Raw genomic sequence first — 26,586 nt, forward strand, 5'->3', positions numbered from 1 at the left:
GCCGCTCGTCGAGTTCGGGCGTCACCTGTTCGCTGTGGCTGCCGCCCGGGCTGGGGCAGCCCGGGCGGGGGTCGCCGCGCATCGTGCGGGCGACAACGTGTGGACCTGGTCCGGCAGTGTCCATTCTCGGTTCGCTCTCCGGGGCGCGCCACACGGGCCGCGGGACCCTATGCGTCCCGGGCCTGGGCCTCCTGGGCCGGGGTGCCGTCCTCCGCCGCGGGCTCGTCCCCCCGGTCCGCCGCCGCGACGTAGCGCAGGACCCCCCACATGCTCTCGGGCGGCGCCTGTCCGGGGGACTCCTCCCGGCAGGCGTCCAGCTCGCGCAGCAGGCCCGGCCCGTCGGTGCCGGAGCCGATCAGGACGAGCTGCGTGCGGCGGCGCTCGCCCCGGCCCCAGGGGCCGGGGGTGAAGCGCAGGAAGCGGCCGACCGCGTGGACCTCGTACCGTTCCTGGTGGCCGGGCACGCCGAACCAGACGAACCCCTTGATCCGGTAGAGGCCGGCCGGGCGCCGGTCGAGGAAGTCGATGAAGCGGCGCGGGGACAGGGCCTGGTCGGAGGTGAACCCGACGCTCTCGTAGCGGGCGTGGGCGTGGTCCGCGTGCGCGTCGTGGCCGTCGTCACCGGCGTCGGAGTCGGCGTCGGCGGCATCGGCGGCCTCCGCGATCAGGTCCTCGAAGGACAGCTGCCCCCGCGTCTCGGTCCAGGGGCGGCGGTCGAAGAGCAGTTCCGGGTCGATCCGCCCGTGGTCGGCGCCGACCAGGGGCGTCCCCGGGGCGCAGAGCGAGGCGATCTCCCCCTCGATGCGCGCGCGTTCGGCCGGGTCCACGCGGTCGGTCTTGTTGAGCACCACCAGGTCGGCGACGGACAGGTGGCGGTCGGTCTCCGGGTGCGCGGCCCGCGTCCGGTCGAACTCCGCCGCGTCGACGACCTGGACCAGGCCGCCGTAGCGGATCGCCGGGTTCTCGTTGGCGATCAGCATCTTGACCATCTCCTGGGGCTCGGCGAGCCCGCTGGCCTCGATGACGATCACGTCGATCCTGTGGACGGGGGCGGCGAGCTTGTCCAGGTACGCGTCCAGCTCGCTGCCGTCGACGGCGCAGCACAGGCAGCCTCCGCCGAGGGAGACCATCGAGTCGCCGACCTGTCCGGCCACCGACATCGCGTCGATCTCGATCGACCCGAAGTCGTTGACGACGACCCCGATCCGGGTGCCGCCCCGGTTGCCGAGCAGGTGGTTGAGGAGCGTGGTCTTGCCGGAGCCGAGGAATCCGGCGAGGACCACGACGGGAATGGGCTGGACGCTGTTCACCCGGACGATCGTAGTCAGCCCGCGGCGGGCACGGGCTGCGGCGGGGTGGGGCCGGTGTAGCGCGCGGCCGGCCGGATGATCTTCGAGTCGGCGGCCTGTTCCAGGACGTTCGCGCTCCAGCCCACCACCCGGGCCGCGCAGAAGGTCGGGGTGAACATCTCGCGCGGCAGCCCGCACAGCTCCATGACCACGCCCGCGTAGAACTCCACGTTGGTGTGCAGCTCCCGGCCCGGCTTCAGCTCGGCGAGGATCTCCTCCACCTGCCGTTCCACCTCGACGGCGAAGTCCACGAGCGGCCCGCCGAACTGCCGGGCGATGTCGCGCAGCATCCGCGAACGCGGGTCCTCGGTGCGGTAGACGGGGTGCCCGAAGCCCATGATCCGGTCCCCGGCCAGGACCCGCTCCCGGATCCACGGCCCGATCCGGTCCACCGTGCCGATGGCGTCCAGGGTGTCCAGGGCCCGGCTGGGCGCCCCGCCGTGCAGCGGGCCGGAGAGCGCGCCGATCGCCCCGGTGAGGCAGGCGGCGACGTCGGCGCCGGTGGAGGCGATGACGCGGGCGGTGAAGGTGGAGGCGTTGAAGCCGTGGTCGACGGTGGAGATCAGGTACCGCTCGACGGCGCGGGCCTTGACGGGGTCGGGCTCCTCGCCGGTGAGCATCCACAGGTAGTTGGCCGCGTACGGCAGGTCGTCGCGCGGTTCGACCGGCTCCAGGCCCTGCCCGAGCCGGTGCAGGGCGGTGAGCAGGGTGGGTACGGCGGCGCAGGCGGCGAGGGCGTCGGCGGCCCGGCGCTCCGGGTCGAGGTCGTACACCGGGCGGAAGCCGGAACAGGCGCCGAGCAGCGAGAGCGCGGTGCGCAGGCCCGCGAGGGGGCCGGAGAGGGCGGTGGCGCCGGCGAGGGCGGGGAGCGCGTCGCGGACCTGGGCCGGCAGGTGCCGCAGCGGGGCGGTCTCGGCGGCGAAGGCGGCCCGCTCCGCGGCGTCCGCGGGGAGCGTGCCGCGGAACATCAGGTGCCAGACGTCCTCGAAGGTGCGGCTCTCGGCGAGCTCGACGGCCGAGTACTGGCGGTAGTGGTAGAAGCCCTCGCGGCCCCGGACGTCACCGAGCTGGGTTTCGGTGACCACGACTCCCGCGAGACCGCGGGGTACTTCGACGGTGGTGTTCATGGATCGACCATCCATCCTTGATTGGATCGCTGTCAATATTGATTGAATCAACATATGTAGGCTGTGTGTCATGAGCGAAGACGAGAGGCGGCTCACCACCCGGGAGGCCGCGCAGATCCTCGGGGTGAAGCCCGCGACCGTGTACGCCTACGTGAGCCGGGGCCAGCTCGGCAGCCGCCGCGACGCGGTCGGGCGGGGCAGCACCTTCGACGCGCGGGAGGTGGAGGCCCTGGCCAGGCGCAGCCGGCGGGAGGCCGCGGCGCCCGCCGGGGAGCTCTCGGTGCGCACGGCGCTCACCCTCATCGAGGCCGACCGGTACTTCTTCCGCGGTGTCGACGCCGTCGAGCTGGCCGCGCGGTACCCCTACGAGGAGGTCGCCGAGTGGCTCTGGACGGGGACCCTGCCGCACGGGGCCCGGTTCACCGCTCCCCCGGAGGCGCTCGCCGCCGCACGGCGGGCGGTGGCCGCACTGCCCGAGCACAGCGGGCCCCTCGACCGGCTCCGGGTCGCGGTCGCCGCCGCGGCGGTGGTGGACCCGCTGCGCTTCGACCTGTCCGAGGAAGCGGTACTCGGCTCCGCGCGCTGCCTGATCCCGACGCTGGTCGGCGCCCTGCCCGGGGCGGAGGCGGCCCCGGCACCGGAGGGCGACGGGCGGCTCGCCCGGGCACTGTGGCCCCGGCTGACCCGACACGAGCCGGACCCGGTCGCCGTCGACGCCCTGGACCTGGCGCTGGCCCTGCTGGTCGACCACGACCTGGCCGCCTCCACCCTCGCGGTACGGGTGGCCGCCTCGGCGCGGGCCCATCCGTACGCGGTCGTCTCGGCCGGGCTCGGCGCCCTGGAGGGCCCCCTGCACGGGGCGGCCGGGCGGCTCGCGCACCGGATGCTGGCGGAGGTCCTGGAGCGGGGCGGCGCCGCGCCCGTGGTGGCGGAGCACCTGCGCGCGGGACGCCGGGTGCCCGGGCTCGGCCACCGGCTGTACCGGGGCGAGGACCCGAGGGCGCGGGCCCTGTTCGACCACCTGGAGGGGCTCCCGGGGGCCGCCCCGGCGCTCGGCGCGGCCCGGGACGTGGCGGCGGTGACGGCCCGGCACGGCCTGCACCCCAACGTGGACCTGGCGCTGGCCGTGCTGACGGTGTCCTGCGGGATGACCGCCGAGGCCGGCGAGACGGTCTTCGCCGTCGCCCGGACGGCGGGCTGGATCGCGCACGCGCTGGAGGAGTACCAGGAGCGCCCCCTGCGCATGCGCCCCAGCGGCCACTACACCGGCACCCGCCCGCCCCGCCCGCTGCCCTGACCGGCACCCGCCGCACCCCGCCCGGGACCGCCCCGACCGCTCCGACCGGCCGGCAACGGCCCGGGTGGGGCCCCTCCGGGTGGGGCTTCTCATAGACGGGGGAAATTCCGCTTCCGCTCCCGCCGACCTACGGTGCTAGTCATGCGGTTCCTCCCCACGGGCGCTCGGCGCCTCGGGCTGCCCCGACGGGCCGTCTCGCAGATCCTGCTGACCCAGCTGGCCATCGCGGCCGGGGTCGCCGTCCTGGCGACCGGGCTCTTCCTGGCCCCCCTGAGCGGCCAGCTGGACGACCAGGCGATGCGGCGGGCCCTGGCCATCGCCCAGAGCACGGCCGCGGACCCGTCACTGGCCGCCGACCTGCTCCGGTCGCAGCCGACGGCGGACAGCCCCGTCCAGTCCGCGGCCGAACGGATCCGCAGGGCGACGGGCGCCGAGTACGTGGTGGTCCTCGACCTCCACGGCATCCGCCGCTCCCACCCCACCCCCGACCGGATCGGACGGCCCGTCTCCACCGACCCGAGCGACGCGCTCGCCGGCCACGAGGTGATGGAGATCGACGAGGGCACCCTCGGCCGCTCCGCCCGCGGCAAGGTCCCCCTGGTCGCCGCCGACGGGGAGGTCGTCGGCGCCGTCTCGGTCGGCATCGCCTACGACAGCGTCCGCGACCGGCTGCTCGGCGCCATCCCCGGACTCCTCGCCTACGCGGGCGGCGCCCTGGCGGCCGGTGCGCTGGCCGCCTACCTGCTCTCCCGCCGGATCCAGCGGCAGACCCGCGACCTGGCCTTCTCCGACATCGCGGGGCTCCTCGCGGAGCGCGAGGCCATGCTGCACTCCATCCGCGAGGGCGTGATCGCCCTCGACCCGGACGACCGGGTACGGCTCGTCAACGACGAGGCCGCCCGGCTGCTGGGCCTCCCCCCGGACAGCGCCGCCACCCTCGCCGGCCGGCCCCTGGACGAGGTCCTCGGCACGGGCCGCACCAGCGACGTCCTGACCGGGCGGGTCACCGGCCGGGACCTGCTCACCGTCCAGGGCCCCCGGGTCCTGGTGGCCAACCGGATGCCGACCGCCGACGGCGGAGCCGTCGCCACCCTGCGCGACCGCACCGAGGTGGAGCGCCTGGGCCGCGAGCTGGACTCCACCAAGGGCCTGATCGACGCCCTGCGCGCCCAGGACCACGAGCACGCGAACCGCCTCCACACCCTCCTCGGCCTCCTCGAACTGGGCCTGCACGAGGAAGCCGTCGACTTCGTCAACGAGGTCGTCGGAGTCCACCGCACCACCGCCGAACAGGTCACCGAGAAGGTCCACGACCCCCTGCTCGCGGCCCTGCTCGTGGGCAAGGCGACCGTCGCCGCCGAGCGCGGCGTCGCCCTGCGCCTCGCCCCGGACGCACTCCTGCCCGACCGCCTGGTGGACCCGGGCGGCCTCGTCACGATCCTCGGCAACCTCGTCGACAACGCCCTGGACGCGGCGGCCGGCTCGGCCGCACCCCTGGTCGAGGTCGACATCCGCGCGCAGGGACGCACGGCGGTGCTGCGGGTGCGCGACAGCGGCCCGGGGATCCCCGCCGGCCGGCACGAGGAGATCTTCACCGAGGGCTGGTCGACCAAGAAGCCCGAGGCCCACCGCGAGCGCGGGCTGGGGCTGGCCCTCGTACGCCGCCTCGCGGAGCGGCAGGGCGGCAGCGCCCGGGCCGGGTCGGCAGAGGACGGAGGGGCGGAATTCTCCGTCGTGCTCCCGGAGGCCCTGCGGTGAACGAGACCCCGATCCACGTATTGGTCGTCGACGACGACATGCGTGTTGCCAGGATCAACGCGGCGTACGTGGCGAAGGTTCCCGGTTTCCGGGTCTGCGGCGAGGTCCATTCGGCGGCCGAGGCCCTGGACTTCCTCACCGCCCGCCCGGTGGACCTGGTCCTCCTCGACCACTACCTCCCGGACGAGAACGGCCTCGACCTGGTACGCCGCCTGCGCCAACTCGGTCACCACACCGACGTGATCATGGTCACGGCCGCCCGGGACCTGGCCACCGTCCAGGCGGCCATGCGGCTCGGCGCCCTCCAGTACCTGGTCAAGCCGTTCACCTTCGCCGGGTTGCGCACCAAGCTGGAGGCCTACGCCTCCCTGCGCCGCTCCCTCTCCGGCGGCGGCGAGGCCGAACAGGCCGAGGTAGACCGGATCTTCGGCGCCCTCGCCGCGGCCGGCACCCCGAACGAGCTGCCCAAGGGGCACTCCCCCACCACCGCGGAGCTGGTCCGCCAGGTCCTGCGCGCCGCCGAAGGCCCCCTGTCCACCCAGCAGATCGCCGACCGCGCCGGCATCAGCCGGCAGACCGCCCAGCGCTACCTGAAGCTCCTGGACCGGGCCGGCCGCGTCACCCTGGCCCTGCGCTACGGCGAGACCGGCCGCCCCGAACACCGCTACGCCTGGCGCCCGTCGGACACCCCGACCTAGCCGGGCCCCGCGGACCGCCTCACACGGCGCCGGCCCCGGTCAGCGACCGGACCTCCGTCTCGGCGTGCTTGCGCTCGTCCGCCTCCTCCGCGGAGGTCACGGTGCCCAGCCAGCCCGCGAGGAAGCCGAGCGGGATCGAGACGATGCCCGGGTTCTGGAGCGGGAAGTACTGGAAGTCCACTCCCGGGAAGAGCGATTCGGGGCTCCCGGAGACGACGGGCGAGAGGACCACCAGCAGCACTGCCGGGACCAGCCCCCCGTACACCGACCAGACCGCGCCCCGCGTGGTGAAGCCCCGCCAGAACAGCGAGTACAGCAGCACCGGCAGGTTCGCCGAGGCGGCCACGGCGAAGGCCAGTCCCACCAGGAAGGCCACGTTCAGGTCCTGCGCGAGCAGCCCGAGGGCGATGGCCACCGCCCCGATGCCGACGGCGGCGAGCCGCGCCACGGCCACCTCGCTGCGCTGCCGGGCATGGCGGCGCCTGAGGGAGGCGTACAGGTCGTGCGCGACGGAGGCCGACGAGGCCAGGGTGATCCCGGCGACCACCGCGAGGATGGTCGCGAAGGCGATGGCGGCCACGATCGCGAACAGCACCGCGCCCCCGGTGGACTCGGCACCCCCTCCCAGGAAGGCCGCCAGCAGCGGTACGGCCGTGTTCCCGGAGGCGTTCGAGGCCCGCACCTCGTCGGGCCCGACCAGCGCGGCCGCCCCGAACCCGAGGACGACGGTCATCAGGTAGAAGCCCCCGATCAGCGCGATCGCCCACACCACCGACCGGCGGGCGGCCCGCGCGGTCGGCACCGTGTAGAACCGCGACAGGATGTGCGGCAGCCCCGCGGTACCCAGCACCAGCGCGAGGCCGAGGCTCATGAAATCGACCCGCGAGGTCCAGTCGCCGCCGTACTTGAGGCCGGGGCTCAGGAAGCGGGCCCCGTGCCCGCTGCGCTCGGCGGCGCCGGTGAGCAGCTGGTCGAGGTTCCCGTGGAAGCGGAGCAGGACGAGCACGGTCAGGGCGACGGCCCCGCCCATCAGCAGCACCGCCTTGACGATCTGGATCCAGGTGGTGGCCCTCATCCCGCCGAAGGTCACGTAGACCACCATCAGCGCCCCGACCCCGATCACGGTCAGGGTCCGGGCGGCGGGGCCCGAGTCCGAGAGCAGCAGGCCCACCAGGCTGCCCGCCCCGACCATCTGCGCCACCAGGTAGAGCACGGAGACGACCACCGAAGAGGTGCCCGCGGCGATCCGGACGGGGCGCTCGCTCATCCGGGCGGCCACCACGTCGGCGAGGGTGAACCGCCCGCAGTTGCGCACGAGTTCCGCGACCAGGAAGAGGACCACCAGCCAGGCGACGAGGAAGCCGACGGAGTAGAGCAGCCCGTCGTAGCCGAAGAGGGCGATCAGCCCTGAGATCCCCAGGAAGGAGGCGGCGGACATGTAGTCGCCGGCGATGGCGAAACCGTTCTCCATGGGGGAGAAGAGCCGCCCGCCCGCGTAGAACTCCTCGGCCGAGCCGTGCCGGTTGCGGCTGACCCAGGTCGTGATGCCGAGGGTGACCGCGATGAAGGCGCTGAAGAGGATCAGCGCGAGGGCCTGGTGTTCGGTGGTCACGCCCCCTCCCCCCGGACCGTCCTCGGCCGCTGTCGGCCGTACTCCTGCTCGCGCGCGGCCGCCCGGTCCTGTGCGCGCTCCTGCACGCGCTCCTGCTCGAAGACCGTCCAGCGCAGGTCGAGGGCGGCCCGGTCCCGGCGCAGCCGCGCGTGCCGGGCGTACGCCCAGGTCAGCAGGAAGGTGCTGAGGAACTGGCCGAGGCCGGCCAGCAGGGCCACGTTGACCGCGCCGGCCACGGGCCGGGCCATGAACCCGGGTGCCGCGGTTGCGGCGGCCACGTAGGCGACGTACCAGAGCAAGAAGCCGGCGGTCGCGGGGACGACGAACCTTCGGTAGCGGCCGCGGACCTCCTGGAAGGCGGCGCTGCGCTGCACTTCGAGGTAGATCTCGGACGCGCCGGGCGCTGCCCGGCCTCCGGGGACCGGGGCTGCCTGGGCCGGGACCGTGTCGGCGCCCTCGCCCCAGCCCACGGCCAGTGCGTCGTACCAGGGGTCGTCCAGCCGGATCGTTCCGGCATCACGACCTTCGTGCTTGTCCACCGAACTCTCCTTGTCCGCCGCCGCATTGGCCGCGTGCCCACAAGGATGTGCCGGATGGTCGGTTTCCGGACTGATGTACCGGTGCTCTTCACCCCTTCAGGTGATGGAGCGAGCGGCACCGGTGTGCCGGAACGCCGTTTCCGCATCCGCGGTACCGGCCGTGGCCGGCCGGTACCGCGGAGGGGTCAGGCGTCGATGCGCGAGCGGTCGAGGGTCGCCGCGGAGCCGGTGATGAACTCCTTGCGCGGAGCCACCTCGTTGCCCATGAGCAGGTCGAAGACCTGCTCGGCGGAGTCGAGGTCGCCGATGTTGATCCGCCGCAGGGTGCGGTGGCGGGGGTCCATGGTGGTCTCCGCCAGCTGGTCCGCGTCCATCTCGCCGAGGCCCTTGTAGCGCTGGATGGCGTCCTTGTACCGGATGTTCTTGCGCTGGTACTCCAGAAGGGTCTGGCGCAGCTCGTTGTCCGAATACGTGTAGACGTACTTGTCCTGGCCCTTCTTGGGCTGGACCAGCTCGATCCGGTGCAGCGGCGGCACGGCCGCGAAGACCCGGCCCGCCTCGACCATCGGGCGCATGTACCGCTGGAAGAGCGTGAGCAGCAGGCAGCGGATGTGCGCGCCGTCGACGTCGGCGTCGACGAGGAGCACGATCTTCCCGTAGCGGGCGGCGTCGATGTCGAAGGTGCGGCCGGAGCCGGCTCCTATGACCTGGATGATCGCACCGCACTCGGCGTTCTTGAGCATGTCCGAGACCGAGGACTTCTGGACGTTGAGGATCTTGCCCCGGATCGGCAGCAGCGCCTGGAATTCGGAGTTCCGCGCGAGCTTGGCCGTACCGAGGGCGGAGTCCCCCTCGACGATGAAGAGCTCGCTGCGGTCCACGTCGTCGCTGCGGCAGTCGGCCAGCTTGGCCGGCAGCGAGGAGGACTCCAGCGCGGTCTTGCGGCGCTGCGCCTCCTTGTGCTGGCGGGCCGCGATCCTGGTCCGGGCGGCCGCGACGATCTTCTCCATCACGGCGCGCGCCTGCTGCTTGTCGTCGCGCTTGGTGGAGGTCAGGAAGGCCTTGAGCTCCTTGGCGACGACCGCGGCCACGATCCTGGTGGCCGCGGAGGTGCCGAGCACCTCCTTGGTCTGCCCCTCGAACTGCGGCTCGGCGAGGCGGACGGTCACGACCGCCGTCATGCCCTCCATGGCGTCGTCCTTGACGACGTCGTCCTCGGCAACGCGCAGAAGCTTCGCGGAGCGCAGCACCTCGTTCACGGTCTTGGTGACCGAGCGCTCGAATCCGGAGACGTGGGTGCCGCCCTTGGGGGTGGCGATGATGTTCACGAAGGACTTGACGCCGGTCTCGTACCCCGTGCCCCAGCGCAGGGCGATGTCCACTCCGAGCTCGCGGGTGACCTCGGTGGGGGTCATGTGGCCGCGGTCGTCGAGGACCGGGACGGTCTCCTTGAAGGTGCCGGTGCCGGTCAGGCGCAGCACGTCGCAGACGGCCTTGTCCTGCGCGAGGTACTCGCAGAACTCGCTGATGCCGCCGTCGAAGCGGAAGGTCTCCTCGGTCTTGCCGGCGCCGTCGATGCCGCGCTCGTCGCGGACGACGATGGTCAGGCCGGGGACGAGGAAGGCGGTCTGGCGGGCGCGCTGGTAGAGGTTCTCCAGGGAGAGCCGGGCGTCCTTGAGGAAGATCTGGCGGTCGGCCCAGTAGCGGATCCGGGTGCCCGTCTTGCCCTTGGCGACGCGCTTGGCCTTGCGCAGGCCGTTCGCCGGGTCGAAGGGGCTCTCGGGGCCCTGCTCGGTGAAGAGGCCGGGGACGCCGCGGCGGAAGCTGATGGCGTGCGTGGCGCTGTTCCGGTCCACCTCGACGTCCAGGCGGGCGGAGAGGGCGTTGACCACGGAGGCGCCGACGCCGTGCAGGCCGCCGGAGGCCGCGTAGGAGCCGCCGCCGAACTTGCCGCCGGCGTGCAGCTTGGTCATGACGACCTCGACGCCGGACAGGCCGGTCTTGGGCTCGACGTCGACCGGGATGCCGCGGCCGTTGTCGCGGACCTCGACCGAGGCGTCGTCGTGGAGGATCACCTCGATGTGGTCGCAGTAGCCGCCCAGGGCCTCGTCGACGGAATTGTCGATGATCTCCCAGAGGCAGTGCATCAGGCCTCGGCTGTCGGTGGAGCCGATATACATGCCGGGGCGCTTGCGGACGGCCTCAAGGCCTTCGAGGACGAGCAGGTGCCGCGCGGTGTAGTTGGAACCGTCCCGGTCTGCTCCGGACAGCAGCGCGCTGGAAGGCACGGACGTGTCGGCGGTCACGCAGTTCGCTCCTCGCTGAATTTCTTTTCTGGCCCGGTCGGGCGCAGGGGTGGCTGGGTCGCCGGTCGAAGGGTACCGAGGCCTGGTAGAGCCGATGCAACGCCACCCTCGTGGGTTCCACAGCCTAGTGCAGATCCGCACGGATGTTCGATCCCCCGTGGGGGTGAAGCAAACATCACGTTCCCTTCGACGCATGAACCATTTAGGGTTCGGGCACGTCCTCATCAACATCCGGCACTCAGCCGGGGAGGACGAGAACTGCTACAAGCGAACGACTGACAACGCGAAACCGTAAAGCAACGCAATACGGCTCCTTCGCCGCCAACCGGCAGCAGCCGGCCAGCTTCGGAAGGAAGTTTCGAGGAAAAGCCGCGAGCGGGAACGTTTTCGGCCTGGTTGGATGTTGACCCTGGTACGACAGCTCGTCGAGCTAGAGAAGAGGCGACGTGACTACTGTTCTGACACCCGCGACCCCGCTGACGGCCGCTGACCGATGCGACCGTTGCGGCGCCCAGGCATATCTGCGCGTCGTCCTCCTGAGCGGTGGTGAACTGCTCTTCTGCGCCCACCACGGGCGTAAGTTCGAGCCGGAACTCAAGAAGATCGCCGCGGAAATACAGGATGAGACCGAGCGGCTTACGTCCGCTCCGGCCGCCAGTGCGGCCGACGAGGACCGCTGACACAAGGCCTGAACCTCGCATCCGACGAGCCAGGACCGGCCAGGCCGGTCGACGGGCGGCATCCCTGAGATCCAGGGGCGCCGCCCGTCCTCATCTCCGCGGGTGCCCGGGGAGACCCCGGGCCCTGCTTCCGGAGTCCGCCCCTGGCGGCCCCGGCGCCCCTTCCCGGGGCTTGCGGGGCGCCTGGAGCCCCTCCGGGCACCTCGTGCGGCCCCCTAGGCCCCGCTCGGCCGTGCGCCCCTCTCGGGGCCGCTCACGAAGCCGACGAGCGGTGCGATCCGGGTGTACACCCCCGGGCTGTCGGCACGCCCGCAGCCGCGCCCCCAGGACACCAGCCCGATGAGCCGCCCCTGGGCTACCAGCGGCCCGCCGCTGTCCCCCTGGCAGGCGTCCTTCCCGCCGGCACGGTCGCCCGCGCACACCATGGAGTCCTCCCGGTACTGCCCGTCCGAGTCCCCCGGGTACGCCCGGCGGCAGACCTCGTCGGCGAGTACGGTGACCCGCGCCGCCCGCAGCCCGTAGGCGTAGTCGCCGAAGCCGCTGGTGTCGCCCCACCCGTACACGGCCGCCTCGGTGCCCGCCCCGTAGGCGGGGTGGCCGGCCCCGGCCATGGGGAGCACGTGGTCCGCCGGCACCGCTTCGGCCAGCTCCAGCACGGCGAGGTCCCCGGCGTTGGTCCCGGGGTCGTAGGCCGGGTTGACCCGGGCCCCGACCACCGCGATCTCGCGGCCCTCGGGCGCGCGGAGCTCCGTACGCCCGGTGATCACGCGGAAGTCGGCGACGGATTCGACCGGCCCGCCGAGCACCTGGCGGCCGAGGCAGTGGGCTGCCGTCACCACGGTGGTCGGGGCGACGATGACACCGCCGCAGAACTGCCCGTCACGGATACCCCCGAACCGGTCACGGCTGGCGAGTGCCACCACCCAGGGACTGTCGGCGACCCGTACCGGGCTCCCGCCTATGACGACGCTGTCCGCGGCCACCCTGGGCGCCTGGGCCAGCGGCGCCGCGGCCGCTCCCGCCACCAGGGTCAGAGCGCCCGCCAGGGCACGGGCGAAGGGACGACGCATGAGGCCTCCTGACTCTGAGTGTGCTCGAATACACCCAGAGTGGGATGACCGGAGGACATGCGCACCTGCTGCCCCGGCGGCGGCCCGTCCCGGGACGGGCCGCCACGGACCGGATCAGTCCAGGTAGTCGCGCAGGACCTGCGAACGCGACGGGTGGCGCAGCTTCGACATGGTCTTGGACTCGATCTGGCGGATGCGCTCACGGGTGACCCCGTAGACCTTGCCGATCTCGTCCAGGGTCTTCGGCTGCCCGTCGGTCAGTCCGAAGCGCATCGAGACCACGCCCGCCTCGCGCTCGCTGAGCGTGTCGAGCACGGAGTGGAGCTGCTCCTGCAGGAGCGTGAAGCTCACGGCGTCGGCCGGGACGACCGCCTCGGAGTCCTCGATGAGGTCGCCGAACTCGCTGTCGCCGTCCTCGCCGAGCGGCGTGTGCAGGGAGATCGGCTCGCGGCCGTACTTCTGGACCTCGATGACCTTCTCGGGGGTCATGTCGAGTTCCTTGGCCAGCTCCTCCGGGGTGGGCTCGCGGCCCAGGTCCTGGAGCATCTGGCGCTGCACCCGGGCGAGCTTGTTGATCACTTCGACCATGTGCACCGGGATGCGGATGGTGCGGGCCTGGTCGGCCATGGCGCGCGTGATCGCCTGGCGGATCCACCAGGTCGCGTACGTGGAGAACTTGTAGCCCTTGGTGTAGTCGAACTTCTCGACCGCGCGGATCAGACCCAGGTTCCCCTCCTGGATCAGGTCCAGGAAGAGCATGCCGCGGCCGGTGTAGCGCTTGGCCAGCGAGACCACGAGGCGGAGGTTGGCCTCCAGGAGGTGGTTCTTGGCGCGGCGGCCGTCCTCGGCGATGATCTCCAGCTCGCGCTTGAGCTTGGGGGCCAGCTTGTCGGAGTTCGCCAGCTTGTCCTCGGCGAACAGGCCCGCCTCGATGCGCTTGGCGAGCTCGACCTCCTGCTCGGCGTTGAGGAGGGGAACCTTGCCGATCTGCTTGAGGTAGTCCTTGACGGGGTCGGCGGTGGCGCCGGCCACGACGACCTGCTGGGCGGGGGCGTCGTCCTCGTCGTCGGAGATGACGAAGCCCTTGTTCTCGCCGCCCTCGTCCTCCTCCTCGGCCTCCGCCTTCACGGCGTCGGGGCCCTCGTCGAGAGCGTCTTCGCCGCCCTCGTCGGTGTCCTTCTTGGCGGCGGTCTTCTTCGCCGCCGTCTTCTTGGCGGCGGTCTTCTTGGCGGGTGCGGCCTTCTTGGCCGCCGTCTTCTTCGCCGCCGTCTTCTTCGCGGCCGGCTCGGCTGCGGGCTCCCCGGCGAGCGCGTCGGCGGTGTCGGGGTCCGCCGCCCCCGCCTCCGCCGTGACGGTGTCGGCCACTGCCGGGGCGACCGCCGTCTTGGCCGCGACGGTCTTCGTCGCCGTCCGCTTCGCGGGAGTCTTCGCTGCGACGCTCTTGCGTGGGGTGCGCTTGGGCGACTCCGCGGCACTGACCATCAGCGTCACACCCTCTTCCTCGAGGATCTGGTTGAGGCTGCGCAGGACATTCTTCCACTGGGTCGCAGGAATCTGGTCAGCCTCGAAGGCCCGACGCACGTCATCGCCGGCGATCTGCCCCTCGGCCTTGCCCCGCTCGATGAGCGCCATCACAGACTCGGAATCGGCGATCTCCGGCGGGAGCGTACGGGATGTGCTGGCCGACACGAACAACCTCTCGGAACGATGGGAACGGCTTCCGACCCCGGCCTGGTGCTGGACCGGAGCCGACGACCACCGACTGGGGATGGGCCGGGGGCGCGGGCAGGGGCCGGGGAGCTGCACAGCATCCCCAAGGGCTGCTGTCTTCCCTCCGTCGGCCATCACCTCTTACGTCATCGCGTGACGTCGCGGAGCGTTACGCCCAATCTTCGTGTCCCGGCTGCGCCCCTTCGTGGCCTGCGTCACACCGCGTGCGCGGGCGTGCCGGTCCCGCGGTCGACCGCACCCGCCGGGGACCGCTCCCGCGGAGCCCCGCACGCGGAGCCCGCATGCCGCTGTCGCCGGGCCCGCAGGGGACCCGGCGACCGGTGGTGCGCTCCCACGCCCCCGTGCGTCGGAGCGTCAGTGCTCGCGCGGGGCGGGGACCACGCGCTCGACCTCCGGATGCACCGTCAGGAGCTGGCGCATGGCGCTCTCGGCGCCCGCGCCGTCGCCGGAGGCCAGGGCCTCCGCCATCCGCGCGTGGTGGGCCACGCAGGTTTCGCTGGGGCGGTCGCACGAGGTGATGGGGCTGCCGGAGACCTGGAGGGCGGCGGAGACGATGCCCGAGAGGTGCTCCAGCATGCGGTTGCCCGCGACCTGGATCAGGAGCGCGTGGAACTCGTTGTCGGCGCGGGCGAAGGTGATCGCGTCGCCCTGGCCGAGGGCGTGGCCCATGATCTCGACCATGTCGGAGAGGCGCTGCTGGACGTCCGGGCGGTCGTGTCCGGCGGCGAGGCGGGCGGCCAGCGGCTCGATGGTCCAGCGGAGCTCGTTGAGCTCGCGGCGCTGGTCGTCGCGCTGGGGGCCGAAGGCGCGCCACTCGATGATGTCGGGGTCGAGGAGGTTCCAGTCGGCGACCGGCCGGACCCGGGTGCCGACGTTGGGGCGGGCGCTGACGAGGCCCTTGGCCTCCAGGACCCGGAGCGACTCGCGGACGACGGTACGGGAGACCTCGAAGCGCTGGCCGATCTCCTCGGGGACCAGCGGCCGGTCCGCGCCGAGGTCGCCGGAGACGATCATCTGGCCGAGCTGCTGGACGAGTTGGCCGTGCAGTCCGCGGCCGCGGCTGCCGGCCGCCCGGCGTCCGACGCGGCTCAACTCGACGTCGGCACCGTCCCAGTGGGGTGGTCCGACCCGGTCGGAGCCGGCGGCCTCCGCGTAGGGGTAGCGGTCGAGTTCGCCCGGGCCGGCGAGGCCGGTGTCGGCATGGCGGGCGGCGGTCATCATGGTGTGCGCAAGGGTACTCACGAATCCTTTGTCGGCCGTGCCTCCACGACCCTTGAGGTCTTTGGTGAAAAGCACACGAAAGGGTGATCGGTGCCACCTACGCAATTGACGCCTTATCGTAAGGAACCGGGCCCTTTGCGGGGAGTTGTGGTCCGCTTCGCCTGATTCCGTGCGAAGCGGACTTCCGCGGTCTCCCCGCAGTCGCCTCCCGTAAGGGAACGATCACCAACGGACTCTGGCGCGCAGTCCTGTGAACCCATAGGCGCACAACAGGACCATCAACGACAACACCAGTGCGGTGCCGACGGGTTGGGCCATCACCCGAAGGGCCCCCAGCACGAAGCGGTCCCCTTCCGGGGGCCAGGGCGCGGAGGCCAGGGCGCGCAGCCGGGAGGCCACCCCGCCCGCGGGGTACGCGGACTGCCCCTCCAGGGCCTTGCGCACCAGCGGCACGACCGCCACCGGTACGGCGAGCACGGCGCCCAGGCCCGCGAGGGAGGACCGGAACACCCCGGAGGCGAGCACCCCGGACCAGGCGCAGCCGACCAGCAGCCCGGCCCAACTCGCGGCCGGGGCGAGCCACTCGGCCGGGGCGCGCAGCGGGGCGCTCCCGAAGACGAGGCGGAGCGCGGCGGCGTCGGCGGCGACCGCGAGGGCCCCGAGCGCGAGGGCGAGGGCGGCGCACACCCCGAGCTTGGCGGTGAGCAGGCCCAGCCGGCGCGGCACGGTGCCCCGGTCTGCGGCGAGGGCGGGGTAGCGGTACTCCTCGCCGAAGGCCAGGGCCCCCAGCAGTCCGGCGCCGAGCGCGGCCGGGGGCAGCGGGAACGGCTCCGGCCACGCGGCGAGGACCCGGTTCTGCGGGGTGTGCCCGGCGCGGGCGAGCACGAGGGCGGTGGCGGCGGAGACGGCGACGACGAGGGCGGCGGTGAGGAAGGGGGCGGCGGTGCCGAAGACGCGGCGCAGCTCGTAGCGCAGCGGCCGCAGCGGGCCGCCCACGCGGCGCACCGCCGGGGCGGTGCGTCCGGGCCGGGCGTGCCGGGCCCGCCGCGCGAGGGCCCGCGTGCGCCCGGCGGGCCCGGGGACGTGAGCGGGCGGGCCGGGCGCGGAAGCCGGACCCGGGCCGGACGGGGCCTCGCCGGACGGCTCGGCGCGCCCCTCGGCGGCGGGGGCGGTGACAGCGGGGCCGGGGAGGGACCCGGCAGCGGAGCCGGTGCCGGTCCGGGGTTCCGCGTGGGCGCCGCCGTCACCGCCGTCACCGCCGGCCGTGACGGCGCCGGGGCCGGGGCTGGTGCGGACCTGTGCGGCGGCTTCCACCCTGGCCTCCGCGCGGGCCTCCACCCGGATCCCCGAGCCGGTCCTGGTGCGGGCCTGCGGCACGGGCGGGACGGGTGCTCCGGTGTCGCCCGTCTCGTCCGCGAGCTGGTGGACCAGCACGCCGTGGCGGAACGCGGCCTCGCCGACCTCCGCGCAGTTGCTCCCGTACACCGAGAGCCGACTGCCGCTCTCCTCGACGATCTCCACCACCCGGTGCGCGGCCCGGGCCTCGCGGCCCAGTACGTCGGCCAGCCGGGCTGCGTGCGGGGTGCGCACGGCGACCCTGGGCCGCAGCCGGGTGCGCGCGAAGTCCGCGGCGTCCTGGTCGGCGACGAGCCGGCCCGCGGCGATGGAGACGACCCGGTCGGCGCTCCGGGCGGCTTCCTTCGCGTCGTCGGTGGTGAAGAGCACGGCGCCGCCCAGGGAGGCGTGGCCGCGCAGCAGTCCGTGCAGCCAGGCCCGTTCCCGGGCGGCCAGACCGGCCGTGGGCTCGTCGAGGAGCAGGGTGCAGGGGTCCGCGAGCATCGCCGCCGCCAGCCCGACCCGGCGGTCCATCCCGGCCGAGAGCGAACCGAGCCGCTGGTCGCGCAGGCCCCCGATGCCGACGACCTCCATCATGGCGTCGGCCCGGGAGGCCGGGACGCCGACGGCGGCGCAGAGCATCCGGAGCTGGTTGCGGACCGTCCGCGACGGGTGCCCGGGGACGTCGCCGAGGAGGACCCCGACCTCACGGCCGGGATGGGGGATGCGGTGCAGCGGGCGGCCGCGGAAGTAGGTGACGCCGCGGCCCGGTTCGAGTTCGAGCATGAGCCGCAGTGCGGTGGTCTTGCCCGAACCCGGCTCTCCGAGCAGGGCGGTCACGCACCCCGGGCGGGCCTCGAAGGTGAGGTCGTCCACGAGGGGCGGGAGATCTCGACGGGGTGTGCTGGTGAGTCCGATGGCCTGGAGCATCGCTTCTCTCGCGGGGTGTGAGACCGCTTTGCGGCAGCGTGAGTACCACACGCAAGATAACGCGATATGTCCGATTTTGTACGCAACCGGCCCGAGTCCGTACCGATATGGCCGCAGGCCGACCCTCGGACGGCGGAGGCCGCCACCCCGGCTCCGGCGGCTCAGACCTCCGGGCGCAGCATCGGCGGGTTGAGCAGGGTCGCACCGCCGGCCCTGAACAGCTGCGCGGGCCGCCCGCCCTGACGGGTCGTCGTCCCCCCGGCGGGCACCAGGAACCCGGGGGTCCCGGTGACCTTGCGGTGGAAGTTGCGCGGATCGAGCGCCACGCCCCACACGGCCTCGTACACCCGGCGCAGCTCGCCGACGGTGAACTCGGGCGGGCAGAAGGCCGTGGCCAGCGAGGAGTACTCGATCTTCGAGCGGGCCCTCTCCACGCCGTCGGCGAGGATCGTCGCATGGTCGAAGGCGAGCCCGGCGGAGGCCTGGTCAGGGCCTTCGAGCAGTTCGTCGACGGGGGCCCAGCGGGCGCTGTTCGCGTCGCCTCCGGCCCGCGGGGCGGGCAGGTCCGGGGCGAGGACCAGGTGCGCCACGCTGACCACGCGCATCCGGGGATCGCGCTTCGGGTCCCCGTAGGTGGCGAGCTGTTCGAGGTGCGCGCCGTTGTCCACGCCCGGCGCGGCCGGGTCGTGCGCGCACAGGCCGGTCTCCTCGGCGAGTTCCCTGGCAGCGGCACCGGCCAGGTCCTCGTCCCCGCGTACGAAGCCGCCGGGCAGCGCCCAGCGCCCCTGGAACGGCTGCTCACCCCTTCGGACGACCAGCGCGCAGAGCGCGTGGCGCCGCACGGTGAGCACGACCAGGTCGACGGTGACGGCGAAGGGCGGAAAGGCCGACGGGTCGTAGGGCGACATGCCGCGATCATAGTCGTCTGCCTGACGATAAACAGTCGTTTCGTGATCCCGAGGACGGTGATCTGGACCCCAGTCAGGATCCTCCCGAGCAGCCGGGGCCACCGTGCGGGCCTCTCCTCAGCCTCCCAGTTGGAGCCCATCGGCCGCCTCCTCCACCATGCCCACGCCGAGGCGGCTGATCCTGACGGTAAAGGGCTCCCCCGCCACCCGCAGCCCCGAGAGGCGCAGGGCCCCGAGGGGGGCACCCGCCCTGGGGGCCACGGCGACCGTGCCGGCCGGGGCGTCCGGGCGGATGCCGGCCAGGGCGGTGAGCGCGTGGATCCCGGCGGCCGCGGCCACCGCCGCGGGCCGGCAGGCCGCCGGATGCGGCAGGGGCGCGCTGCCCGCGGTCCGCTGCTCGGAGGCGTGCATCTCCGGCAGCCGGTACCCGAAAGCCTCCGCCGCGTCGAGCAGGCCCCGCAGCAGACCGGCGGCCTCCTTCTCGAAGCCCGCCTGGGCCAGCCCGGCCACCGCGACGGCGCTCTCGTGGGCCCGGACCGCCCCCGACCGGTGGCCGAACGGGTTGTGCCCGGGCTCCCGGGCGGCCATGCTCCGCAGCCCCCACCCCGAATCCATGGCGGGGGCTCCGAGCAGCCGGGCGAGCTGTTCGGTGCGGACGGCGTCCAGCAGCCCGGGCGCCATCCGGCCCCCACCGACCAGGCCGGTATCGAGGAGGTGCGCGGCGGCTCCGGTGAGCCGGGGCAGCGGCCGGCCGTCGGGGTGCAGGGCCGCGGCGGGGCGGCCCCCGTCCGGGCCGTCGATCCAGAACCGGGCCCGGAACCTCTCCCGCAGGGCGGCCGCCCATTCCCGCCACTCCCCCGCTCCGCCGCGCCCGCAGCCCTCCAGCAGGTCGGCGCCGAGCAGCGCGGCCCGGTGGGCGTGGGCCTGGGTCTCGCAGCGGCGGGGCCCCGGGTCGGGGTCGGCCAGGAAGCCGTCCTCCCCCAGCGCCCCGCGCAGCCAGTCCAGGCAGCGCTCCGCGACGGGCAGCAGCCGCGCCACCTCCTCCTCGGGCAGCCCCCACCGCCGGGCCTCGGCGAGCACCGCCGGGAAGCCGAGGGTGGCCTCGGTCCCGGTGCAGCCGGGCGGCAGCTGCGGCCCGGCGGCCCGCAGCGGACCCGGGATCTTGCCCGTGTCCGGGCCCCGGCCCCCGGTCTGCGCGCGGGCCAGGATCCGCAGCGTGGCGGCGGCCAGCCCGGTACCGAGCGGCAGTGCCATCCGCGCGGCCCACAACGACTCCGCCGGGGCGGGCCCGAGCCGCCACGGCACTCCCGCCGCCGCGAAGGCGTCGCCCGGTTCGACGGGGTCCCGCAGGAGCAGTGCCCGGAGGTCTTCGACGCTGGTGCGGAACCATTCGTCGGCCCTCGGGTCGTCCCCCTCGGCGCGGGCGGCGGCCAAGGGGTTCGCCACCTGCCCGGCGGGGGCCCGCGCGGCGCGGTCGCGGGTGGTGCGCAACTCGATGGTGCGGGACTCGCCGGGGCCGAGTTCGAGCTCCCACCGCAGCAGCCCGGCCGAGGCGAGGGCGTCGTCGGGGGCCGGCTCGGCGGTGGTGACGGCAAGCGCGTCCCCGGTGTTCCAGCGCAGGCCGGCCGCGTGCACCCCGGCGGCGAGCTCCGGCCCGGCGCGGCCGGCGGCGACGGCCGCCAGGTCGGCCAGGTCGGTGCCGAGGGAGATCTCCACGGGCAGGCGCAGGGGGCGGGCGGCGTAGCTGCGCACGGTGATGCGCTCGGTGCCGTCGGCGTGGCGGATCCGCTCGACCCCGATGTCGGGGTCCGGTCCGGGCTCGACCCCGGTGCGGACCGTGGCGGTGAAGGACGCCCGGTCCGCGCCGATGCTGCGGCCCTGGACGGCGACCGGGTCCCGTCCGGCGACGCGCAGCACGCAGCGGGAGAGCAGCCTGCGCCCGGATCGGTAGATCCCGTCGATCCCCCGCCCGGTCAGCTGGCCGTGCTCCGGCGAGATGGCCAGGCAGGGCGCGGCGACGCAGATGAGCGCCCCGTGCACCGGCGGCAACTCGGCCCGCCGCCCGACGGCGCCCGTCTGCCCGGGCACCCCGCCGCCGCCCCGCCCCCCGGCACCCGCACCAGACCCCACACCGGCACCGGCACCGATACCCGCACCGGACCCCACACCGGCACCGGGCCCCAGGCCAGCACCACCACCACCACCGGCACCGGCACCGGCACCGGCACCACCCGCGGAAACAGCACCGGGCGGCAGCCCAGCCGCAGCACCCCACCTCGCCCCGCCCGGCCCCACACCAGCGCCGGCACCCGCACCGCCACCGGCCGCCTGCCCCGGCGGCCCGGCGGCCCCCGGCAGCGGGCCGGCCGGGCGGTCCAGGCCGCCTGGCCCCGCCTGCCGCTCCGGCGGGAGCTCCGCCGCTCCGCCGGGCGGGGGTTCCGCCGGGCGGGACGCCGGGGTGGGAGGGGGCCCGGAAGGGCCGCTTCGGGGTACGGGGGGAGCCATGTGCCGCCTTGTCTGCGCTCCGGCCGGTTCTGCGGGGCGGCGGCGCGGCCGGGCCCCCACCACCCCCCAGCTGAACGCCCCCACCCCCGCCCGGGTCACGGGCCCCGGTGGCGGCTGCCCGCACCGGGCGGGCCCGCTTAGGCGCGGGGCACGGCCCCCCGGCCTCCGCAGGACCCCGGCCAGGCCCTGACAGGGGCTCACTGGCCGCTCCCCTCGGTGCGGCGGGAGGCGCGGCGGCGCTGTCCGGTGCGGCGGCCGGGCGGGCGGGTGGCTCCGGCGGGCCGCTTGCGGCCCGGCTCCCGGCGCCTGCGCTCCTCCCTCAGGCACTCCCGCAGCCCTTCGGGGTCGATGCCCTCGTTGCAGGCGTGGTGGAGGAGCTGGGCGAACCGGTACTCGGCGTCGGCCCGCAGGGCCAGCCCGAACGCGATCCGGGCGGTGGGCTCGTCCCCGGTGGACCAGGAGACCCAGCCGGCCAGGGTCAGCGGGGCCGCGGCGTGCTCCCCGTAGGCGCCGACGCAGCGCCTGGCCAGGGCCCGCCACAGCCGCAGGGCGGGCGCGGCCTCCTCGTCCTCCATCCACTCGGCGGCGATGTCGCGGATCTCCCGGTCCTGGAGTCCGAGGATCACGGCGGCGGCCTCGTCGTGGCCGAGCAGTGCGTCGTCCCAGTCGTCGGCGCACGGCCCGCCCTCGGCGGGCGGCGCCATGGTCAGGCGCCTCATCAGGGTCCGGGCCAGGTCGAGGGTCTGCGCGCCGACCTCCTCCCGGGTCGCCCCGTCGAGGATCTTCGGCACCAGGGCCGTGGCGGCCCGCTCCAGGGCTTCCTCCTGCTCGGTGGCCCAGGCGCCGCCGAGCGGGGTCAGCCGGCCTTCGATGTCCTTGAGGGAGCCGCGGACCTGGAGCCCGGCGAAGGTGGCCGCGGCGGCCATCACCGAGGTGCCGGGGGGTGCCAGCGGGTTGCCCTCGGCCGGGCAGCATCCGTCGTCGCCGCAGGTGTAGGACCAGTAGCGGCCGGTGGAGAGGCACAGCGCCTCCAGGACGGGCACGTCGAGGGCGCCGCAGGCGATCCGGACCCGCTGGGCGAGCGGCCGCAGCCGGGTCATGACCCGCTGCCCGCTCTCGCCGCCCCGGGGGTCCTGGCAGAGGAAGACCACGATGCCGTCGGGCTTGCCGCCGCGCCGTTCACTGCCGCGGATGAGGCATTCGGCGACCTGCCGTGCCGTGTCCTCCCATTCGGCGGGGGCGAGGGGGATGCCCACCCGCAGACGGCCGCCGAAGCGTCCGTTCGCGCCGTGCACAGCGACCATGACGAGGGAGTCGGTGGGGTGGAAGCCGAGCATGTAGGGCAGCGCGTCGGCCAGTTCCGCCGGGCTGCGCAGGGTGATCTGGGGGTCGGTGGGGACTCCGGACGGGCTGATGGACGGCCGTCCGGACGGGCTGGGTGATTCGTGGTTCGTCGTCATGCGTCCGAAGGTCCCGCGCCCGCTCCGATCCCGAAACCCCTGTGGATAACCCGTTCGATCTTCAATTTCCACAGGTCCGGATCCGCATTGGCGCGATGTCAGAGCCATCGGGTTGCATGGGGGCATGAACGCAGACCTGAGGTCCTCGGCCGATTCCGTACTCGCCCGTCTCGTGGGCGACCCCACGGGCACCGCGCGGCTGCGCGAGGACCAGTGGCGGGCGATCGAGGCCCTCGTCGCGCACAAGCGGCGGGCCCTCGTGGTCCAGCGCACCGGCTGGGGCAAGTCCGCGGTCTACTTCGTGGCCACGTCCCTGCTGCGGGCGAGCGGCGCCGGACCCACCGTGATCGTCTCCCCGCTGCTGGCGCTGATGCGCAATCAGGTCGAGGCCGCCGCGCGGGCGGGCATCCACGCGCGGACCATCAACTCCGCCAATCCGGAGGAGTGGGAGGGCATCCAGGCCGAGGTCGCGGCGGGCGAGGTCGACGTCCTGCTGGTCAGCCCGGAGCGGCTCAACAATCCGGACTTCCGCGACCAGGTACTGCCCAAGCTGGCGGCCGCCACGGGCCTGCTCGTGGTCGACGAGGCGCACTGCATCTCCGACTGGGGGCACGACTTCCGCCCCGACTACCGCCGGCTGCGCACGATGCTCGCCGACCTCCCGCCGGGCGTGCCCGTGCTGGCGACGACGGCGACCGCCAACGCCCGGGTGACGGCCGACGTCGCGGAGCAGCTCGGCACGGGGGCCGGTACGGACGCGCTGGTGCTGCGCGGCCCGCTGGACCGCGAGAGCCTGAGCCTGGCGGTGCTGGCCCTGCCGGACGCCGCGCACCGGCTGGCCTGGCTCGCCGACCACCTCGCCGAGCTGCCCGGCTCCGGGATCATCTACACCCTGACGGTGGCCGCCGCCGAGGAGGTCACCGCCTACCTGCGCCACCGCGGGCACACGGTGTCCTCGTACACCGGCCGGACGGAGAACGCCGACCGCGAGCAGGCGGAGAGCGACCTCCAGGCGAACCGGGTCAAGGCCCTGGTGGCGACCTCCGCCCTGGGGATGGGCTTCGACAAGCCCGACCTGGGCTTCGTGGTGCACCTGGGCTCGCCGTCCTCCCCCATCGCCTACTACCAGCAGGTCGGCCGCGCCGGCCGCGGGGTGGAGCACGCCGAGGTGCTGCTGCTGCCGGGCCGTGAGGACGAGGCGATCTGGCAGTACTTCGCCTCGGTGGCCTTCCCTCCGGAGGAGCAGGTGCGCCGCACCCTGGACGCCCTGGCCCAGGCGGGGCGGCCGCTCTCGCTGCCCGCGCTGGAGCCGCTGGTGGACCTGCGCCGGACGCGACTGGAGACGATGCTGAAGGTGCTCGACGTGGACGGGGCCGTCCACCGGGTGAAGGGCGGCTGGACGGCCACGGGCGAGCCCTGGGCGTACGACTCGGAGCGGTACGCCTGGGTCGCCCGGCAGCGGGCCGCCGAGCAGCAGGCGATGCGGGACTACGCGGCCACGACCGCCTGCCGGATGGAGTTCCTGCGCCGCCAGCTCGACGACGAGGAGGCCGCGCCCTGCGGCCGCTGCGACAACTGCGCCGGCGCCCGCTTCACGGCTGACGTCTCGGGCGCCGCGCTGGACACCGCGCGGGGCGAACTGGGCCGCCCCGGAGTGGAACTGGAACCGCGCAGGATGTGGCCGACCGGGCTCGCGGCGGTGGGCGTGGACCTCAAGGGGCGGATCCCGGCCGGGGAGCAGTCGTCGACGGGGCGGGCCCTGGGCAGGCTGTCCGACATCGGCTGGGGCAACCGGCTGCGGCCCATGCTGGCCCCGCAGGAGGCCGACCGACCCGTTCCGGACGATGTCGCGCAGGCCGTGGTGGCCGTGCTCGCCGACTGGGCCCGGGGTCCCGGCGGTTGGGCCTCGGGGGCGGCTGATGCTCCGGCCCGGCCGGTGGGCGTGGTCGCGCTGCCTTCGCGGAGCCGCCCGCAGCTGATCGGCTCCCTGGCCGCGCGCATCGCCGAGGTGGGGCGCATCCCCCTGCTGGGGGCGCTGGAATACACGGATCAGGCGCCGCAGTTCGGGCTGCCGTCCTCGAACAGTGCCCAGCGGGTCCGTGGGCTCCACCAGGCGTTGACCGTGCCGCCAGCCCTGGCGGCGAATCTTTCCGAGGTCCGGGGCCCGGTCTTCCTCGTCGATGACCGCGCGGAGAGTGGATGGACCCTGGCGGTGGCCTCCCGGCTGCTGCGCCGGGCGGGGGCCGAGGGGGTGTTTCCGCTGGTACTGGCGGTCCAGTCATAGCGGAATGCGTCATCTTCGGCGTGGGGGGCAAGGATATGAGCGGCATACCGGCGAATTCCGGTCCGCGGCCGCAAATGCTCATTGCCCCATCCTCGCGGGCCACGCGAGAATCGGAGTGCTCCCGCTCGGCTCGTCGGCACTCTCCTGGGCCGCGCTGCGGCGCGCCCACACCTCAGCCGTGCCCGTACGCGGGCGTGTACCCGAAGGGAGGACCGTGACCTTCGGATTCGCCCCGTCCTCGACCACGTCACTGGCAGCAACGGCCGGTGGCGCCAGTCGGCACGGCAGACTGCTCGAACCCTCCGAGTGGACGGCGGCGGGGGTCCCCCTGCTCCGCAATCCGCGCGAGGTGGTCGGCGGGCTGCACTCCCGGCACAGCCCGACGCCGTCCACCGCCGTCATAGCCGTGCTCGGTCCCGAGGAACAGATCGTCGCGAGCGCCTCGTTCGTGCAGAAGTCCGTTTCGGCGGACGGCTGGGAGTACCGCAACGCGCTGCTGTCGCGGCTGCGCCGGGTCATCCCGCACGACCTGCGGCGCCGGACCCCGGTGCGGACGGCGGTGCTGATGTACTGCCGTGACGGCGACGAGCGCTGGACCGAGGAGGACGGCGCCTGGATGTGGGGGCTGCGCGACGCCTGCACCCTGCACGGGCTGCGCTGCGGCGCGTACATCACGCTGACCCGCGGCGGCTGGCAGGTGGTGGGTGAGGGCCGGGGCGGTCGTCGGCCCGGTTCGGACTCCCGGCCCGAGCCGCTCGGCTCGCTGACCCCCGAGCTCACGCCGCTGACGCTGAGCACGGTGGGCGGCACGTCGGAGCCCCTGCGCCGGACCGCCGCGCGCTGAGGAGCCCGCGGCCGCACGGGCCCGGTGCCGGACGCCAGATGCCGGACGCCGGACGCCGACGGCAATCCGTACGCCGTCGGAGGCCGCCGAAAGCCCGCCGCACCGTACGGGCGGGGGCAGCCCTCACGGCCGTACTCCCGGGAAGGGGGTACGGCTGGTCGGGCTCCGGACTTCAGCGGGGCCGGCCCATGGCCCGCCCCGCCCCTCGCCCGCGCGGGATACGGGGCGTCAGACGCCCGCACCCAGCAGGGAGTCGATCTGCTTGACGTCGCCGCACACGATCAGCAGCGCACCCGCCCGGGCAAGCGCCACCGGCAGTGCGGTGGAGGTCGCCGAGACCGGTCCGCCGTTGGCCGCGAAGACCACGACGGGGCGGCCGGAGGCGCGCTGCACGTGCGCCGCGTCCGCGTAGAAGACGTCGTCCCCGGCGTCGTGCTGGGCCCAGTACGAGGCCTCGCCGAAGGACAGCTCGTGAGCGGCCCACGGGTGCGGGTCGCCAGTGGTGATCACCAGGATCTCACCGGGCGCGCGCCCGGTGTCGAGCAGCAGGTCCACGGCCTCCTCGGCCGCGTCCAGCGCGCCCTCGGCGGAGGCCGGGATCAGCTGGACCTGCGGGACCGCCGCCGAGACGGACGGCGCGGCGGAGGCTGCGGGAACGGGTCCGGGGGTGGTTTCGGCCGCGCGCGGCGCGGGCGGACCGGGCCGGGGGGCGACACCCGCGCGGCTCGCCGCGGCGGGGGTGGGACCGGGGCGCCCGGGCCGGGGAACGGCTACGGGACGCGGACCAGGTACGGGACGGGGGGTCTGCGCGGTGCGGCTCGCGGCCGGCGTGACGCGGGGACCCTGGGCACTCTCGTGAATCTGAGGCTCCTCGATGGCGGGGGTGAGAGGCATGAGTTGATATCTATCAAACACCGGTACGAAACGTACCG

General features: G+C 74.2%; 19 protein-coding genes. 6 read left to right on the forward strand and 13 right to left on the reverse strand.

Going from position 1 to position 26,586, the window contains the following annotated elements; genetic code table 11:
• Positions 1-167: 167 nt before the first annotated feature.
• Entirely contained in the window at positions 168-1,310 is a 1,143-nt protein-coding gene (locus ACQKM2_RS26740) for a CobW family GTP-binding protein (RefSeq protein WP_427714129.1), read from the reverse strand.
• Positions 1,311-1,324: 14 nt separating this feature from the next.
• Positions 1,325-2,476 carry a citrate synthase gene (locus tag ACQKM2_RS26745; protein ID WP_427714131.1) on the reverse strand — a complete coding sequence of 384 codons (1,152 nt, stop codon included), beginning with the start codon at positions 2,474-2,476 and terminating at the stop codon, positions 1,325-1,327.
• 70 nt (positions 2,477-2,546) lie between these two features.
• On the opposite strand from ACQKM2_RS26745, the gene ACQKM2_RS26750 reads away from it, so the two are divergent.
• From ACQKM2_RS26750 to ACQKM2_RS26760, 3 genes are all read left to right on the forward strand, one after another.
• Positions 2,547-3,773 (forward strand): citrate synthase, encoded by a 1,227-nt coding sequence (locus ACQKM2_RS26750; RefSeq protein ID WP_427714134.1) that lies wholly within the window; start codon positions 2,547-2,549, stop codon positions 3,771-3,773.
• Between the two features lie 141 nt (positions 3,774-3,914).
• Positions 3,915-5,531: an ATP-binding protein gene (locus ACQKM2_RS26755; RefSeq protein ID WP_427714137.1), complete on the forward strand. Its 1,617-nt coding sequence runs from the start codon at positions 3,915-3,917 to the stop codon at positions 5,529-5,531.
• 38 nt (positions 5,532-5,569) lie between these two features.
• A complete protein-coding gene (locus tag ACQKM2_RS26760) occupies positions 5,570-6,229 on the forward strand; it encodes a DUF7342 family protein (RefSeq protein WP_427714248.1) in 660 nt (219 codons plus the stop codon).
• A gap of 19 nt (positions 6,230-6,248) precedes the next feature.
• Here the strand turns inward: ACQKM2_RS26760 and ACQKM2_RS26765 are convergent, their stop codons facing one another.
• The 3 genes from ACQKM2_RS26765 to ACQKM2_RS26775 all read right to left on the reverse strand — a co-directional run bounded on the left by ACQKM2_RS26765 (position 6,249) and on the right by ACQKM2_RS26775 (position 10,686).
• Complete coding sequence (locus ACQKM2_RS26765; protein WP_427714140.1) at positions 6,249-7,841, reverse strand: solute symporter family protein; 1,593 nt, start codon at positions 7,839-7,841, stop codon at positions 6,249-6,251.
• Complete coding sequence (locus ACQKM2_RS26770; RefSeq protein WP_427714142.1) at positions 7,838-8,380, reverse strand: DUF485 domain-containing protein; 543 nt, start codon at positions 8,378-8,380, stop codon at positions 7,838-7,840. Before ACQKM2_RS26770 ends, ACQKM2_RS26765 begins: the two co-directional genes overlap by 4 nt.
• A gap of 185 nt (positions 8,381-8,565) precedes the next feature.
• The gene (locus ACQKM2_RS26775; RefSeq protein ID WP_427714145.1) at positions 8,566-10,686 is read right to left on the reverse strand and encodes a DNA gyrase/topoisomerase IV subunit B; all 2,121 of its coding nucleotides are present in this window, start codon (positions 10,684-10,686) and stop codon (positions 8,566-8,568) included.
• Positions 10,687-11,132: 446 nt separating this feature from the next.
• Between ACQKM2_RS26775 and ACQKM2_RS26780 the strand changes: the two genes are divergently transcribed.
• The gene (locus ACQKM2_RS26780) at positions 11,133-11,366 is read left to right on the forward strand and encodes a DUF7455 domain-containing protein (RefSeq protein ID WP_007267009.1); all 234 of its coding nucleotides are present in this window, start codon (positions 11,133-11,135) and stop codon (positions 11,364-11,366) included.
• Between the two features lie 215 nt (positions 11,367-11,581).
• On the opposite strand, the gene ACQKM2_RS26785 is transcribed toward ACQKM2_RS26780, so the two are convergent.
• The 7 genes from ACQKM2_RS26785 to ACQKM2_RS26815 form a co-directional block, all read right to left on the reverse strand.
• On the reverse strand, positions 11,582-12,436 hold the full coding sequence (locus ACQKM2_RS26785; RefSeq protein ID WP_427714147.1) for a serine protease: 855 nt from the start codon (positions 12,434-12,436) through the stop codon (positions 11,582-11,584).
• Between the two features lie 114 nt (positions 12,437-12,550).
• Complete coding sequence (locus tag ACQKM2_RS26790) at positions 12,551-14,125, reverse strand: RNA polymerase sigma factor (protein WP_427714150.1); 1,575 nt, start codon at positions 14,123-14,125, stop codon at positions 12,551-12,553.
• 396 nt (positions 14,126-14,521) lie between these two features.
• Positions 14,522-15,463: a FadR/GntR family transcriptional regulator gene (locus ACQKM2_RS26795; protein ID WP_427714153.1), complete on the reverse strand. Its 942-nt coding sequence runs from the start codon at positions 15,461-15,463 to the stop codon at positions 14,522-14,524.
• 147 nt (positions 15,464-15,610) lie between these two features.
• The gene (locus tag ACQKM2_RS26800; RefSeq protein WP_427714155.1) at positions 15,611-17,653 is read right to left on the reverse strand and encodes an ATP-binding cassette domain-containing protein; all 2,043 of its coding nucleotides are present in this window, start codon (positions 17,651-17,653) and stop codon (positions 15,611-15,613) included.
• A 161-nt stretch (positions 17,654-17,814) separates the two neighbouring features.
• On the reverse strand, positions 17,815-18,561 hold the full coding sequence (locus tag ACQKM2_RS26805; RefSeq protein WP_042801975.1) for an NUDIX hydrolase: 747 nt from the start codon (positions 18,559-18,561) through the stop codon (positions 17,815-17,817).
• Between the two features lie 117 nt (positions 18,562-18,678).
• Positions 18,679-20,649 carry a glycogen debranching N-terminal domain-containing protein gene (locus tag ACQKM2_RS26810; protein WP_427714158.1) on the reverse strand — a complete coding sequence of 657 codons (1,971 nt, stop codon included), beginning with the start codon at positions 20,647-20,649 and terminating at the stop codon, positions 18,679-18,681.
• Between the two features lie 614 nt (positions 20,650-21,263).
• The gene (locus ACQKM2_RS26815; protein ID WP_427714161.1) at positions 21,264-22,526 is read right to left on the reverse strand and encodes a DUF4192 domain-containing protein; all 1,263 of its coding nucleotides are present in this window, start codon (positions 22,524-22,526) and stop codon (positions 21,264-21,266) included.
• Positions 22,527-22,650: 124 nt separating this feature from the next.
• Here ACQKM2_RS26815 and ACQKM2_RS26820 point away from each other — a divergent pair, with 124 nt between their 5' ends.
• Both ACQKM2_RS26820 and ACQKM2_RS26825 read left to right on the forward strand, forming a co-directional pair.
• Entirely contained in the window at positions 22,651-24,810 is a 2,160-nt protein-coding gene (locus ACQKM2_RS26820; RefSeq protein ID WP_427714163.1) for a RecQ family ATP-dependent DNA helicase, read from the forward strand.
• Positions 24,811-25,024: 214 nt separating this feature from the next.
• Positions 25,025-25,654 (forward strand): hypothetical protein, encoded by a 630-nt coding sequence (locus ACQKM2_RS26825; RefSeq protein ID WP_427714166.1) that lies wholly within the window; start codon positions 25,025-25,027, stop codon positions 25,652-25,654.
• 228 nt (positions 25,655-25,882) lie between these two features.
• Here ACQKM2_RS26825 and ACQKM2_RS26830 read toward each other — a convergent pair whose 3' ends face one another.
• A complete protein-coding gene (locus ACQKM2_RS26830; protein WP_427714168.1) occupies positions 25,883-26,548 on the reverse strand; it encodes a hypothetical protein in 666 nt (221 codons plus the stop codon).
• Positions 26,549-26,586: the final 38 nt, after the last annotated feature.

This window comes from Streptomyces sp. NPDC004126 (assembly GCF_050275515.1).
Classification (GTDB): domain Bacteria; phylum Actinomycetota; class Actinomycetes; order Streptomycetales; family Streptomycetaceae; genus Streptomyces.

What these genes read in the sequence shown, in the direction of transcription:
- ACQKM2_RS26745 (WP_427714131.1), bottom strand. Translation starts at nt 2,476, where the DNA reads ATGAACACCACCGTCGAAGTACCCCGCGGTCTCGCGGGAGTCGTGGTC.
- ACQKM2_RS26750 (WP_427714134.1), top strand. Translation starts at nt 2,547, where the DNA reads ATGAGCGAAGACGAGAGGCGGCTCACCACCCGGGAGGCCGCGCAGATC.
- ACQKM2_RS26755 (WP_427714137.1), top strand. Translation starts at nt 3,915, where the DNA reads ATGCGGTTCCTCCCCACGGGCGCTCGGCGCCTCGGGCTGCCCCGACGG.
- ACQKM2_RS26760 (WP_427714248.1), top strand. Translation starts at nt 5,570, where the DNA reads ATGCGTGTTGCCAGGATCAACGCGGCGTACGTGGCGAAGGTTCCCGGT.
- ACQKM2_RS26785 (WP_427714147.1), bottom strand. Translation starts at nt 12,436, where the DNA reads ATGCGTCGTCCCTTCGCCCGTGCCCTGGCGGGCGCTCTGACCCTGGTG.
- ACQKM2_RS26800 (WP_427714155.1), bottom strand. Translation starts at nt 17,653, where the DNA reads ATGCTCCAGGCCATCGGACTCACCAGCACACCCCGTCGAGATCTCCCG.
- ACQKM2_RS26805 (WP_042801975.1), bottom strand. Translation starts at nt 18,561, where the DNA reads ATGTCGCCCTACGACCCGTCGGCCTTTCCGCCCTTCGCCGTCACCGTC.
- ACQKM2_RS26815 (WP_427714161.1), bottom strand. Translation starts at nt 22,526, where the DNA reads ATGACGACGAACCACGAATCACCCAGCCCGTCCGGACGGCCGTCCATC.
- ACQKM2_RS26820 (WP_427714163.1), top strand. Translation starts at nt 22,651, where the DNA reads ATGAACGCAGACCTGAGGTCCTCGGCCGATTCCGTACTCGCCCGTCTC.
- ACQKM2_RS26830 (WP_427714168.1), bottom strand. Translation starts at nt 26,548, where the DNA reads ATGCCTCTCACCCCCGCCATCGAGGAGCCTCAGATTCACGAGAGTGCC.